Below are 13,201 nucleotides of genomic sequence, written 5' to 3'. Positions count from 1 at the left end.
GATTTAAGAACGTTAGCTTAACTAGTACTGAGGAACAACGAATGTCCAAAATCGTAAAAATCATCGGTCGTGAAATTATTGATTCGCGTGGCAATCCGACTGTTGAAGCAGAAGTGCATTTAGAAGGCGGTTTCGTAGGTTTAGCGGCTGCGCCATCAGGCGCGTCAACAGGTTCCCGTGAAGCACTGGAATTACGTGACGGTGATAAATCACGTTTTCTGGGCAAAGGTGTGACAAAGGCTGTCGCTGCCGTTAATGGTCCAATCGCCGATGCACTAACCGGCAAAGATGCGAAAGACCAAGCTAATATCGATAACGTTATGATCGAGTTAGACGGTACTGAGAACAAATCAAAATTTGGTGCTAACGCGATCCTAGCGGTTTCTCTTGCTGCCGCAAAAGCGGCTGCCGCATCAAAAGGCCAACCGCTTTACGAGCACATTGCAGAGCTTAACGGTACCCCAGGAAAATTCTCAATGCCATTACCTATGATGAATATCATCAATGGTGGTGAGCATGCTGACAACAACGTCGACATTCAAGAATTTATGGTGCAGCCTGTTGGTGCATCAAGTTTGAAAGAAGCGGTACGTATTGGGTCAGAGATCTTCCATCACTTAGCTAAAGTGCTGAAAGCTAAAGGCATGAATACTGCGGTCGGAGATGAAGGTGGTTATGCGCCAAACTTAGGCTCGAACGCTGATGCACTAGCCGCGATCGCTGAAGCCGTAAAAGCTGCAGGTTACGAACTTGGTAAAGACGTAACCTTAGCGATGGACTGTGCCGCCTCTGAGTTCTACAACAAAGAGACAGGCAACTATGAGCTGAAAGGTGAAGGCAAAACCTTTACTTCACAAGAGTTCACTCATTACTTAGAAGAGTTGACTAAACAGTACCCAATCGTCTCAATCGAAGATGGTTTAGACGAATCTGATTGGGATGGTTTTGCTTACCAAACCAAAGTACTGGGTGACAAAATTCAGTTAGTCGGTGATGACTTATTCGTTACCAATACCAAAATCCTTAAAGAAGGGATCGAAAAAGGTATTGCTAACTCAATCCTAATCAAATTTAACCAAATTGGTTCACTGACTGAAACCCTAGCAGCAATCAAAATGGCTAAAGATGCAGGGTATACCGCTGTTATCTCGCACCGTTCAGGTGAAACTGAAGATGCAACCATTGCAGACTTAGCAGTCGGTACCGCGGCGGGTCAAATCAAAACAGGTTCTATGAGCCGTTCTGACCGTGTTGCTAAGTACAACCAGCTGATTCGTATTGAAGAAGCACTGGGTGGTAAAGCTGCATTTAATGGTCTTAAAGAAGTGAAAGGCCAAGCATAATCGCTTAATCACGCTATAAAGCCCTCATTTCATAATGAGGGCTTTTTTTTACCCCATCTTGGGTGAAATCGGTTCATGTTGTGGGAATAAGGCGGATAATTTATCGCTCATTTTTTCCAACTCAGTCAGGGTAAAAAAAGAGTATAAGCTGGTCAGCTTGATTAAGGGTTACCTCAGCGATGAAATCGGGAGTTTCACCAATTAGGGAGAATTGGCACATGATAAATCGACTAACTTCTGCGATAATAGCTTTTTTCGAGCTGATATTGAGTGTCCATGCTTTACCCAATTAATGAAATGTTCCAAACCTTGCAAGGTGAAGGATTTTACACTGGCGCGCCCGCCATTTTTATTCGCTTGCAGGGATGTCCTGTGGGGTGTAGCTGGTGTGATACCAAGCATACTTGGGAAAAGTATGCTGATAAACAGCAGTCACTTGCTGATATTGTGCATAAATCGGCTGAAAGTGAGGCTTGGGCGGATGCCAGTGCCGAACAGCTGTTAGCGGTAATGGCTGAACAAGGCTGGACGGCGAAACATATCGTCATCACTGGTGGTGAACCTGCGCTCTATGATTTAACAAGCTTAACCGAGCAGTTTGAACAAAACGGTTTTCAGTGCCAAATCGAAACCAGCGGGACACATCCTATTCGTTGCTCTGCAGCGACTTGGGTGACGGTATCGCCAAAAGTGAATATGCGCGGCGGGTACGATGTACTGAATAGTGCCCTACATAGGGCGAATGAAGTTAAGCATCCGGTAGGACGTCAGCGCGATATTGACGCGCTGGATCTTCTATTAAGCCAGGTTCCGCCTTCTACACAACGCATTATTGCCTTGCAGCCAATTAGCTGTAAGAAGGCTGCTACTGAACTCTGTATTGCGACCTGTATTGCCAGGAATTGGCGTTTTTCAATGCAGACTCACAAATACTTAAATATTGCGTAGTGGTTATTCTCCTCGATAAGTACAGCCTGCTGTACAGGTTTCCTTAATCATCACTCCGCTCAGTAAAGGCAGTTTGGGTTTCATTTGTTGCCAAATCCAGACTGCTAGCACTTCACTCGTCGGGTTCTCTAACCCGTCAATATCGTTTAGATAATGATGATCTAATTGCTCATAGAGTGGCTTAAAAGTGGCTTTCAATTCTGCAAAATCCATTACCCAGCCAGTATAGGCGTCCACTTCACCGGTAATTTCTAATCGAACAAGGAAGGAGTGTCCGTGTAAGCGTCCACATTTGTGTCCTTCTGGAACATGTGGAAGAAAATGAGCGGCTTCAAATTGAAACTCTTTAAATAACGTTGTGACTGCCATAGCGTTGATAAAATTCCGCAGTAGATAAGTGAAAAGTGAGCAGTTTAGCGTAAAAGTCAGGTCTTCTCATCCTTTTCGCCGATAGTGGCTCATATTGTTGCCGTTAATAGGGGTTAACCAGTTTTATCGATAAGCTTTAGTACTAAAACGAGTTAGTGTATTTAGTTATTTAATATGCTCAAGCTGTCTTTATCAGTAATAATCGTACGGTTACTCTACACTCACTGAATTTTTTGCCTCTGGCACTGGAATACGATAAGCAATGACCACTCAACCCCCTCAGCTGCCGCTTAGCGCGGAGCAACTCGCCCGCTTACAAGACGTCACTCAAGATCTGACTTCGCATCAACTCGCGTGGATTTCCGGGTATTGCTGGGGGCGTCTCGCTGATCCCTCAGCCGTATCGAGTCGACCTGCACCGGTAACGCCAGAGGCCGAACAACCCAGCATTACACTGATTTCCGCTTCGCAAACCGGTAATGCACGGCGCTTAGCGGAGCAGTTACGTGATGACTTACTCGGTGCGCAGTTGAAGGTCAATTTGGTCAATGCGGCGGATTTTAAATTTAAGCAGATTGCGGCAGAGAAAATAGTGTTAGTGGTAACCTCCACACAAGGTGAAGGTGAAGCCCCGGAAGAAGCGGTAGCGTTGCATAAATACCTGCATTCCAAAAAAGCACCCGCTTTACCAGAAGTCCGCTTTGCCGTATTCGGTTTGGGGGATTCTTCTTATGAATTTTTCTGTCAAGCGGCGAAAGATTTCGACCAGCAATTTTCTGCATTAGGCGCGGAACGGTTATTGCCGCGTGTCGACGCCGATGTCGACTATACACAGGCAGCAGAACAATGGCGCTCAGAGGTGGTGACAAGACTCAAGGCCTTGGTACCGACCAGTTCACCACAGTCGGTCTCTCAAGTCGCGTTAGGTAATAGCGATACCTTGGATAGCACTCCCTATAGTAAAGAAGCCCCGCTCACCGCAACGCTGGCGGTGAGTCAAAAAATTACTGGCCGCGATTCCGATCGTGATATTCGCCATATCGAAATCGATATCAGCGAATCAGGATTACGCTATCAAGCCGGCGATGCGCTAGGGGTATGGTTTAAAAACGACCCGGCTTTAGTCAGTGAAATTGTTGAATTGTTATGGATCGATGCCAACGAAATGGTCACCATTGATAATGACACCTTAACAATTAGCGAGGCACTGCGTAGCCGGTTAGAGTTAACCGTAAACAGTGCAAAAATTGTTGAGCGTTATGCGCATCACTCTGCTAGCGAAACTCTCCTGGCATTACTGAGCGATAAAAGCGCGTTACAACAGTTTGCGCAGCAATGGCCTATCGTCGATATGATTCGCCATGCACCGACGCCACTCACCGCACAGCAACTAGTCGAGCTTCTGCGCCCGCTGACCCCACGCCTTTACTCAATATCATCCTCGCAAGCTGAAGTGGAAGATGAAGTACATATTACGGTTGGGGTAGTGCGTTACGATATCGAAGGCCGAGCTCGTACCGGAGGAGCCTCGGGTTTTCTTGCCGATCAGCTACAAGAAGACGACGAGATTGATATCTTCATTGAGCATAACGATAACTTCCGTTTACCCGCTGAAGGGGATACACCCGTCATTATGATTGGCCCTGGCACGGGAATCGCGCCATTCCGCTCTTTTATCCAACAACGGGATAACGATGGGGCAGCAGGGCCAAACTGGCTATTCTTTGGTAATCCTCATTTTACTGAAGATTTTCTTTACCAAGTAGAATGGCAAAAATATATTAAACAAGGACTCCTCACGCGAATCGATCTCGCTTGGTCTCGGGATCAAGCAGAGAAAGTTTACGTGCAAGATAAACTGCGTGAACAAGGTGAGGAAGTGTGGCGTTGGATCGAACAAGGCGCCCATATCTATGTCTGTGGCGATGCTACGCGTATGGCAAAAGATGTCGAAAACACCCTATTAGAGATTATTGCTCAATATGGTGCGATGGACAGTGAGTCTGCAGACGAATATTTGAGCGATTTGCGTATTGCTCGCCGCTATCAGAGAGATGTCTACTAATGAGTACAAAATATCCTGGCCCTTTGGTTGTAGAGGGTAAATTATCCGATGCTGAGCGTCTAAAGAAAGAGAGTCAGTTCTTACGTGGGACGATTAAAGAAGATCTTAACGACGGCCTAACGGGCGGCTTCAACGGTGACAACTATCTGTTGATCCGCTTTCATGGCATGTATCAACAAGATGACCGAGACATTCGTGCCGAGCGGACGGAGCAAAAGCTAGAACCGCGTCACGCTATGATGCTTCGTTGCCGTTTACCTGGCGGCATTATTTCGCCTGAGCAATGGTTAGCGATTGATCGCTTCGCGGAAGAGAAAACAATTTACGGCAGTATTCGTTTAACGAATCGCCAAACCTTTCAGTTCCACGGTATTTTGAAGAAGAACGTCAAGCCTGTGCATCAGATGTTACACGAAGTCGGCCTTGATGCCTTGGCGACGGCGAACGACGTCAATCGTAACGTTCTTTGTACGTCGAATCCGGTAGAGTCGGCTCTACACCAAGAAGCTTATGAATGGGCGAAGAAAATCTCTGAGCATCTGTTGCCCCAAACGCAGGCCTATGCGGAAATTTGGTGGGATAAAGAGAAAGTCGCGACCACGGATCAAGAACCGATTCTGGGCGAAACCTATCTTCCGCGGAAGTTTAAAACGACGGTGGTTATCCCCCCGCACAATGATGTGGATTTACATGCTAACGACCTTAACTTTATCGCCATCGCGGAAGAGGGGAAATTAGTTGGCTTCAACCTACTGGTTGGTGGGGGGCTTTCCATCGATCATGGTAATAAAGCGACTTATGCACGGACTGCCACTGAGTTTGGTTTTTTACCACTCGACAAAGTACTGGACGTGGCGCAAGCGGTAGTCACCACGCAACGTGATTGGGGCAATCGAACGGATCGTAAAAATGCTAAAACCAAGTATACCTTAGAGCGTGTTGGGCCTGAGGTATTTAAAGCGGAAGTGGAGAAACGTGCAGGTCTGACTTTTGCACCCATTCGTCCTTACGAATTTACCACCCGTGGCGATCGTTTTGGTTGGATTAAAGGTATTGATGATCACTGGCATTTAACGCTCTTTATCGAAAATGGTCGCTTACTCGATTACCCTGGTCGCCCGCTGAAGAAAGGGATAGCAGAGATAGCCAAAGTCCATCAAGGTGATTTTCGCCTGACCGCAAATCAGAATTTGATTGTTGCTGGGGTGCCTGAAAGCCAAAAAGACGCGATTGAAGCATTAGCGGTTGAGCATGGCTTAATGGAGAAGGTCTCACCACAACGCGAAAACTCAATGGCTTGTGTGGCATTTCCTACCTGTCCACTAGCCATGGCAGAAGCTGAGCGTTTTCTTCCAGGTTTTATCAGTGAGGTTGAATCGCTGATGACGAATCACGGTGTTGCTGAGGAAGCGATTGTGATGCGGGTAACCGGCTGTCCAAATGGCTGCGGTCGCGCGTTATTAGCCGAAGTTGGGCTGGTGGGTAAAGCGCCGGGTCGCTATAACCTCCATCTTGGCGGGAATCGTATCGGTACACGTATCCCCGCGATGTATCGTGAAAATATTCAGGAAGCAGAAATTCTCTCGATCCTCGACGAACTTATTGGGCGTTGGGCGATAGAGCGTGAAGCGCACGAAGGATTTGGTGATTACACCATTCGAGCAGGGATTATTCGGGAAGTTGTCGATCCGGCTCGTGATTTTTGGGCCGCTGTGGAGGCGTAATGGCTAAACTCAATCTAGCAGACTTAGCGTTATTAGATAAAACCGAGCAACAGGTGGCCCTAACGACCGTCAATCAGCAGCTGGAAGCACTGAGCGCTGAAGAGCGGGTGGCTTGGGCGCTCGAACATCTCCCTGGTCAGCATGCGTTGACCAGCAGTTTTGGGATTCAGGCTGCGGTAAGCTTACACTTGGTGACTCAGCAGTCATCCAATATTCCGGTAATTTTGACCGATACCGGTTATTTGTTTCCTGAAACCTATCAGTTTATCGATAGCCTGCAACAACAATTGCAGCTCAACTTACAGGTTTACCGCTCCGCGCTGTCTCCCGCTTGGCAAGAGGCGCGTTACGGTAAATTGTGGGAGCAGGGCGTCGAGGGACTCGAGCGTTATAACCAATTGAATAAAGTGGAGCCACTGACGCATGCCCTCGAAGCGCTACAGGTCAGTACTTGGTTCGCTGGCTTACGTCGAGAGCAATCCGAAAGCCGGGCTCAGCTGCAAGTGTTATCACTTTCGCGAGGGATCTTTAAGTTTTTACCTATCGTCGATTGGGATAACCGTCAAGTGTATCAATACCTGAAAAAACATGGCTTAAGTTACCACCCGCTATGGGAACAAGGGTATTTATCGGTGGGCGATACTCATACCACTCGTAAATGGGAGCCTGGGATGCGCGAAGAAGAGACGCGTTTCTTCGGGTTGAAACGCGAGTGTGGGCTTCACGAAGGTTAATGCTTGGCGGCACGCGTAGGGGTCAGTAAGCCACGCAGCAAAGGCGTGAGAATAGTGACGACCTGGTGACTACGTTGTGCTAAACGTCTGGGATAGTGATGGTTGATGTAGGCTAAGTTATCTTTTGCGGCATCATTACCCAAAACGGGCTTTATCTCTCCGGTAGCGAGTGTCGTCAGTTTAACGGCATTGGATGCCGTTACTCGCATATAAGGTAGTCCCATTTCTTCGTAGACAGTCAGTGTGCGTGAGCGGCTGCTGGCCAGTTGCGCAGTTAATAACGGTATATCGCGTTGCTGCGCAATCCGTTTGGCTTCCCCGGTAGTCTGTTTACGCACTGCCGTGGCGGTTGTATTGCCACTGAGAAACGCGAGGGTTTTCCCCGCGATAATATTCTCAATATCTACCACCAGTAGCGTATTCTTACGTTCGTCCATCGATAAGCTATTCAAGTAATCTGTCATACCTTGATGGGGCGGCTGAGTGCCGCCTAATGCCACAAAACGTAGGCTATAGCCATTATGATGGGAAGCCAAGCGCTTAGCTAATTCCAACATAACGCCTAAACTGGCAGCATTATTATCTACCCCTTGGAAGTTAATGCCGCCGACATTTTGTTGGCGTTGGTGGGCAGTGTCGGCTTGTGGTGTATCAATATGGGCGATGATCAAGATTTCTTGCGGCAATTGACCACGATGTACCGCCACGGCAGAGGTTGCCGCGAGCGGATACGCTACGCCCTGTTTATGACGGATGTGCGCGTGATAGCCTAATTGACTAAACTGCTGCTGTAAGTACTGTGCAGTGAGGAACTCAGCTGGGGTACCCGAGATCCTTCCGGGGAAATAGGTGGCGATATAGCGAGTGTGTTGTTCCGCTACGTTATCAACCTTCGACGTGGAATGGGCATGGCCTGAGAAAGGGGCAAGTAAAAGACCGAAGTAAAGGGCTATTGAGACCGATTTATTATTCAACAAACTTAACATTATTAGAGGGTTCCACACTGTCACTCAGCTAAGATAATAGCATTAGTTTCCATTATCTAAGGCGACAAATAGTCTGAATTAGTACTGATTCAATCTAAAGCAAAAAAATCGCTAAGCTTATTCCATAAAGTTACTGCTCATTCCAAAACAACATTTCATCATTAGGTAATTAAGCTTATATAGTTTAGTCATTGAACGACTAACTTTACTGAGTGTGTGTGGACTACTTACCGCTGTTTGCTGAATTAAAAAACCGCCCGGTACTGGTGATCGGTGGCGGAGAAATCGCATCGCGAAAAATCGATCTACTGCTTCGAGCGCACGCTATCATCCATATCGCCGCGCGCGAACTTTCGGAAGAAGTGAGTGTACTGGTTAAGGAGCAAAAAGCTTCATGGATTGCGTCAGAGTATCATGCTGATCAAATCGATCAGGTTTTTTTTGTTATCGCCGCGACCGACGACTCAGTATTGAATGAGCGGGTGTATCAAGATGCCCAAAGAAAGTTCAAATTGGTTAATGTGGTTGACGACCAAGCCCGCTGTAGTTTTATTTTTCCCTCTATTGTTGACCGTTCTCCGGTTATCGTGGCGATCTCTTCCGCGGGCACGGCACCGGTTCTCGCCCGGTCGTTGCGTGAAAAGATTGAGACCTTACTCCCTGCACGCCTAGGCGACGCCGCACAGCTTGCCGGGCAATGGCGTGATCGGGTTAAACAGCGCTTTCATCGTATGGCCGATCGTCGCCGTTTCTGGGAGCGTCTGTTTAGCAGCGAATATCTGCATCAGGCGACTGCAGGGAATCTCCATCAGGCAGAAAGCATTCTCGCAGAGAGCTTACATCAGCCGATTTCGCAACGCGGTGAAATTTATCTGGTAGGTGGGGGACCGGGAGATCCAGGTTTGCTGACCCTGCGTGGTTTGCAAGTGATGCAGCTGGCCGACGTGGTGCTCTATGACCATTTGGTTAGCGATGAGGTCTTAGACCTGGTCCGTCGTGATGCGCAGCGCATCTGTGTCGGTAAACGTGCCGGTGCACACTCCGTCCCTCAAGATGAAACGAATCAATTACTCGTCACCCTTGCTCTTGAAGGGAAAAAAGTCGTGCGTTTAAAGGGAGGCGATCCCTTTATTTTTGGGCGTGGTGGCGAAGAGCTAGAAGCCGCAGTGGCCGCTAATATCCCTTTTCAAGTCGTCCCCGGGATTACTGCAGCAGCAGGAGCAACCGCTTATGCGGGTATCCCGCTAACCCACCGAGATTATGCGCAAAGTGCGATGTTTATCACCGGACATTGCCGCAAAGATGGCCGTGAACCGGACTGGGCAGCCTTAGCCCTTAGCGACCAAACCCTTGCTATTTATATGGGAACGGTAAAAGCCGCAGAAATTAGCCATCGTCTGATCGAGCATGGACGAGCTGCACACACACCGGTTGCCGTTATTGGACGAGGGACTCGACAGGATCAAAAGGTCCTGACGGGTCGCCTTGATCAACTCTCGGACTTAGCGGCCAAAGCGCCTACGCCAGCATTAGTGGTTATAGGCGAGGTTGTTCACTTACACAAGCATTTAGCCTGGTTTCAGAAGTCATCCGCGTCGATCACTTCCTCCTCAGCGCTTACACCCATTATTTGAGGTATCGTATGGACCAACAACGACTGACTCATCTGCGTCAGCTGGAAGCAGAGAGTATTCACATCCTACGCGAAGTGGCGGCAGAATTTTCCAACCCGGTGATGATGTATTCGATCGGTAAAGACTCTTCGGTCATGTTGCACCTTGCCCGTAAAGCGTTTTATCCTGGCAAGTTACCTTTTCCTCTATTACATGTCGATACGGGCTGGAAATTCAAACAAATGTACGAATTCCGTGACCGTACCGTCAAACAAATCGGTGCTGAACTGATTGTTCACCGCAACCCAGAAGGGGTAGCGATGGGGATTAATCCTTTCGTACATGGCAGTGCCAAGCACACCGATATCATGAAAACCGAAGGCTTAAAGCAAGCATTAAACAAATATGGGTTTGATGCCGCCTTCGGAGGCGCTCGCCGTGATGAAGAGAAATCGCGTGCCAAAGAGCGTATCTATTCGTTCCGTGATCGTTTTCACCGCTGGGATCCGAAAAATCAACGACCAGAGCTGTGGCACAACTACAACGGGCAAATTAATAAAGGCGAAAGTATTCGTGTGTTCCCGCTCTCTAACTGGACCGAGCTGGATATCTGGCAATATATCTTTTTAGAGAATATCGAGATTGTTCCTCTTTACCTGGCCGCTGAGCGACCGGTACTGGAACGAGATGGCATGTTAATGATGATCGACGACGATCGCATCGATTTACAGCCGGGCGAGCAGATTGAGCAGCGAAAGGTTCGCTTCCGTACGTTGGGGTGTTGGCCATTAACCGGAGCAGTAGAGTCCTCTGCCGAGACGTTACCGGAAATTATTGAAGAGATGTTGGTGTCCACTACCAGCGAACGTCAAGGGCGCGTCATTGATCGGGACCAAGCCGGTTCGATGGAAATGAAAAAACGCCAGGGTTACTTCTAAGGATCTGATTATGAATAATGCATTAGCACAACAAATTGCCGATCAAGGTGGCGTAGAAGCCTGGTTGACCGCCCAGCAGCACAAAAGCTTATTACGATTCTTAACGTGCGGTAGTGTCGACGACGGCAAAAGTACCCTAATTGGTCGTCTGCTCCATGACACCCGTCAAATTTATGAAGACCAACTCTCGTCGCTACATAATGACAGTAAGCGTCATGGTACCCAAGGTGAGAAGCTGGATTTGGCATTACTGGTGGATGGCTTACAAGCAGAGCGTGAGCAAGGCATCACCATTGATGTCGCATACCGTTATTTCTCCACCGAGAAACGTAAATTTATCATTGCTGACACCCCGGGGCATGAGCAATATACTCGTAATATGGCAACGGGTGCCTCGACCTGTGACTTAGCTATTCTGCTGATCGATGCGCGTAAAGGTGTACTGGATCAAACTCGGCGCCATAGCTTTATCTCAACCTTATTAGGGATTAAGCACTTGGTTGTTGCGGTGAATAAGATGGATCTGGTTGAGTATGGCGAGGCTACCTTTAATCAGATTGTACAGCAGTACCTCGACTTTGCTGAGCAATTACCTAAAGATCTTGATATCCGCTTCGTCCCAGTTTCGGCCTTAGAGGGTGAGAACATCGCTGCCAATAGTCAGCATATGCCATGGTACACTGGGCCAACGCTGCTTGAAATCCTAGAAACTGTCGAAGTGAAAAAAGTAGTGGAATGGCAGGCTATGCGTTTCCCTGTGCAATATGTTAACCGGCCAAACCTTGATTTCCGAGGCTATGCCGGTACCGTTGCTTCCGGCATCGTGTCAGTAGGACAACAGATCAAAGTCTTGCCGTCCGGTGTCAGCAGCCGTATTGCGAAGATCACGACGTTTGATGGCGACTTACCCCAAGCCGCTGCTGGCGAAGCCGTGACCCTAGTATTGGAAACTGAAATCGATATTTCACGTGGTGACTTGTTGGTTGACGGTGATGCGCAATTAAGTCCGACCCACGCCGCGGAAGTAGACGTGGTATGGATGGGAGAGAATGCCCTACAGCCAGGTCAAAGCTATCAGATTAAAGTGGCGGGTAAGACGGCACGCGCTGTGGTTGATGAGATTATTCACCAAGTGAATATCAATACCTTAGCCACCAGTGATACGCAGACTCTACCGCTTAATGCCATTGGTCGCGTAGCCTTAACTTTTGATGAGCCATTAATGCTTGACCCTTATGCGGAAAACCCCGTGACAGGTGGCTTAATCTTTATTGATCGCCTGAGCAATGTGACCGTTGGGGCAGGAATGGTCTATCAGACGCGAACGCTAGACGCGGCGCAATCGGCTGGACAATTCAGTGCTTTCGAGCTCGAGCTCAATGAGCTGGTGCGTAAGCACTTTCCACATTGGAATGCAATAAACTTACGAGATAGTCTTAAATGAGCCGGCAAGCGGAAAACATTGTTTGGCATCAACATGCCGTGACGCCAGAAATGCGTGAAACCCTGCACCACCATCGTGGTGCAGTCGTTTGGTTTACTGGCCTATCGGGTTCTGGAAAGTCGACCCTCTCAGGGGCCGTGGAGTTGGCGCTCCATCAATTGGGTAGTAGCACTTTTTTGCTTGATGGCGACAATGTCCGACAAGGATTATGTCGAGATCTTGGTTTTAGTGATAATGACCGTAAAGAGAATATTCGTCGTATCAGTGAAGTCGCAAAGTTAATGGCCGATGCCGGGATGATTGTGTTAACGGCCTTTATTTCGCCACACCGCAGTGAGCGACAGCTGGCCCGTGAGCTGATTGGTGAAGAAAGATTTATCGAAATATTTGTCGATACAGCCCCCGAAATTTGCGAAGCTCGGGACCCGAAAGGGCTATACCGGAAAGCAAGAGCGGGTGAAATCAAAGACTTCACAGGGATTGGTTCAGGCTACGAAGCGCCACTCTTACCCGAGCTACGGGTCGATGGCGAACAATTAGTTACAAAACTGAGCGAGCAGATTATCGATCTATTGCGTGATCGCGCTATTATCGCCGCTTAACCCTTTTAGGATAAGTTACGATCGCTATGCCAGAGTTGCCAGATCCCGTTATGACTCGCCCTCCCTTAACCAAGGAGTGGCCCTCAACACTCGTTGCGGGGGGCTGCTTTGGCCTTTTTGCTTATTTCCTCGCGATACTTTCACCCTTCGTGGCTTTCGGGGCCAGTGTCCTGTTCTTTTTCCTCTATACTTGGCCTTTCTTTTTGGCTTTATTGCCCGTCGCGGTATTTTCAGGGATGGCGATTTCAGTCTGGCAACAGCAGAAAATTTTCCTGACTTTCTTGCTGACGCTGCTGCTGGTCAGTAGCAGTTTTTGGGGACTCTTTTATGCCTTTGTTGGATGGTAAAGCGATTACCACTTAAGTGCGCAGGCTAAAACTTGTCAGAAAACGCTGACTTGCGACAGGTTACAGTGGAGTCGAACGCTAACTTGTG

Annotated in this window: 12 protein-coding genes; 10 read left to right on the top strand and 2 right to left on the bottom strand. The window is 48.3% G+C overall.

Annotated features, from left to right (window positions below; genetic code table 11):
- The first annotated feature begins 41 nt into the window (after nucleotides 1-41).
- Nucleotides 42-1,343, top strand: a complete 1,302-nt coding sequence (gene eno / locus HH682_RS02990) for a phosphopyruvate hydratase (RefSeq protein ID WP_214236116.1) — start codon at nucleotides 42-44, stop codon at nucleotides 1,341-1,343.
- 276 nt (nucleotides 1,344-1,619) lie between these two features.
- On the top strand, nucleotides 1,620-2,291 hold the full coding sequence (gene queE / locus HH682_RS02985; protein WP_214236114.1) for a 7-carboxy-7-deazaguanine synthase QueE: 672 nt from the start codon (nucleotides 1,620-1,622) through the stop codon (nucleotides 2,289-2,291).
- Between the two features lie 3 nt (nucleotides 2,292-2,294).
- Here the strand turns inward: queE and queD are convergent, their stop codons facing one another.
- Nucleotides 2,295-2,660, bottom strand: a complete 366-nt coding sequence (gene queD / locus HH682_RS02980) for a 6-carboxytetrahydropterin synthase QueD (protein ID WP_214236112.1) — start codon at nucleotides 2,658-2,660, stop codon at nucleotides 2,295-2,297.
- Nucleotides 2,661-2,922: 262 nt separating this feature from the next.
- On the opposite strand from queD, the gene cysJ reads away from it, so the two are divergent.
- From cysJ to HH682_RS02965, 3 genes are read left to right on the top strand one after another with little or no spacing between them, the layout of a single operon-like run.
- Nucleotides 2,923-4,725, top strand: a complete 1,803-nt coding sequence (gene cysJ / locus HH682_RS02975) for an NADPH-dependent assimilatory sulfite reductase flavoprotein subunit (protein ID WP_214236110.1) — start codon at nucleotides 2,923-2,925, stop codon at nucleotides 4,723-4,725.
- Nucleotides 4,725-6,449 (top strand): assimilatory sulfite reductase (NADPH) hemoprotein subunit, encoded by a 1,725-nt coding sequence (cysI, locus tag HH682_RS02970; protein ID WP_214236108.1) that lies wholly within the window; start codon nucleotides 4,725-4,727, stop codon nucleotides 6,447-6,449. The genes cysJ and cysI overlap by 1 nt, the downstream gene beginning before the upstream one ends.
- A complete protein-coding gene (locus HH682_RS02965) occupies nucleotides 6,449-7,183 on the top strand; it encodes a phosphoadenylyl-sulfate reductase (RefSeq protein WP_214236106.1) in 735 nt (244 codons plus the stop codon). Before cysI ends, HH682_RS02965 begins: the two co-directional genes overlap by 1 nt.
- Here HH682_RS02965 and HH682_RS02960 read toward each other — a convergent pair.
- Complete coding sequence (locus tag HH682_RS02960; protein WP_214236104.1) at nucleotides 7,180-8,169, bottom strand: M28 family peptidase; 990 nt, start codon at nucleotides 8,167-8,169, stop codon at nucleotides 7,180-7,182. The genes HH682_RS02965 and HH682_RS02960 overlap by 4 nt on opposite strands.
- Nucleotides 8,170-8,387: 218 nt before the next feature.
- Between HH682_RS02960 and cysG the strand changes: the two genes are divergently transcribed.
- The 5 genes from cysG to HH682_RS02935 are packed head-to-tail and all read left to right on the top strand — an operon-like array spanning nucleotide 8,388 to nucleotide 13,113.
- The gene (cysG, locus tag HH682_RS02955; protein WP_214236102.1) at nucleotides 8,388-9,803 is read left to right on the top strand and encodes a siroheme synthase CysG; all 1,416 of its coding nucleotides are present in this window, start codon (nucleotides 8,388-8,390) and stop codon (nucleotides 9,801-9,803) included.
- Between the two features lie 8 nt (nucleotides 9,804-9,811).
- Nucleotides 9,812-10,720 (top strand): sulfate adenylyltransferase subunit CysD, encoded by a 909-nt coding sequence (cysD, locus tag HH682_RS02950; RefSeq protein WP_214236100.1) that lies wholly within the window; start codon nucleotides 9,812-9,814, stop codon nucleotides 10,718-10,720.
- Nucleotides 10,721-10,730: 10 nt separating this feature from the next.
- On the top strand, nucleotides 10,731-12,164 hold the full coding sequence (gene cysN, locus HH682_RS02945; RefSeq protein ID WP_214236098.1) for a sulfate adenylyltransferase subunit CysN: 1,434 nt from the start codon (nucleotides 10,731-10,733) through the stop codon (nucleotides 12,162-12,164).
- A complete protein-coding gene (cysC, locus tag HH682_RS02940) occupies nucleotides 12,161-12,766 on the top strand; it encodes an adenylyl-sulfate kinase (RefSeq protein WP_214236096.1) in 606 nt (201 codons plus the stop codon). The genes cysN and cysC overlap by 4 nt, the downstream gene beginning before the upstream one ends.
- 26 nt (nucleotides 12,767-12,792) lie before the next feature.
- The gene (locus HH682_RS02935) at nucleotides 12,793-13,113 is read left to right on the top strand and encodes a DUF3561 family protein (RefSeq protein WP_214236094.1); all 321 of its coding nucleotides are present in this window, start codon (nucleotides 12,793-12,795) and stop codon (nucleotides 13,111-13,113) included.
- Nucleotides 13,114-13,201 lie beyond the last annotated feature (88 nt).

It is taken from the genome of Rosenbergiella gaditana (genome assembly GCF_018494065.1).
Classification (GTDB): domain Bacteria; phylum Pseudomonadota; class Gammaproteobacteria; order Enterobacterales; family Enterobacteriaceae; genus Rosenbergiella; species Rosenbergiella gaditana.
The sequence above is the reverse complement of the archived record's forward strand: the minus strand, read 5'-3'. Positions and strand labels throughout refer to the sequence as shown.

Coding starts and splice junctions, on each gene's coding strand:
- eno (WP_214236116.1), top strand. CDS start 42: ATGTCCAAAATCGTAAAAATCATCGGTCGTGAAATTATTGATTCGCGT.
- queE (WP_214236114.1), top strand. CDS start 1,620: ATGCTTTACCCAATTAATGAAATGTTCCAAACCTTGCAAGGTGAAGGA.
- queD (WP_214236112.1), bottom strand. CDS start 2,660: ATGGCAGTCACAACGTTATTTAAAGAGTTTCAATTTGAAGCCGCTCAT.
- cysJ (WP_214236110.1), top strand. CDS start 2,923: ATGACCACTCAACCCCCTCAGCTGCCGCTTAGCGCGGAGCAACTCGCC.
- cysI (WP_214236108.1), top strand. CDS start 4,725: ATGAGTACAAAATATCCTGGCCCTTTGGTTGTAGAGGGTAAATTATCC.
- HH682_RS02965 (WP_214236106.1), top strand. CDS start 6,449: ATGGCTAAACTCAATCTAGCAGACTTAGCGTTATTAGATAAAACCGAG.
- HH682_RS02960 (WP_214236104.1), bottom strand. CDS start 8,169: ATGTTAAGTTTGTTGAATAATAAATCGGTCTCAATAGCCCTTTACTTC.
- cysD (WP_214236100.1), top strand. CDS start 9,812: ATGGACCAACAACGACTGACTCATCTGCGTCAGCTGGAAGCAGAGAGT.
- cysN (WP_214236098.1), top strand. CDS start 10,731: ATGAATAATGCATTAGCACAACAAATTGCCGATCAAGGTGGCGTAGAA.
- cysC (WP_214236096.1), top strand. CDS start 12,161: ATGAGCCGGCAAGCGGAAAACATTGTTTGGCATCAACATGCCGTGACG.
- HH682_RS02935 (WP_214236094.1), top strand. CDS start 12,793: ATGCCAGAGTTGCCAGATCCCGTTATGACTCGCCCTCCCTTAACCAAG.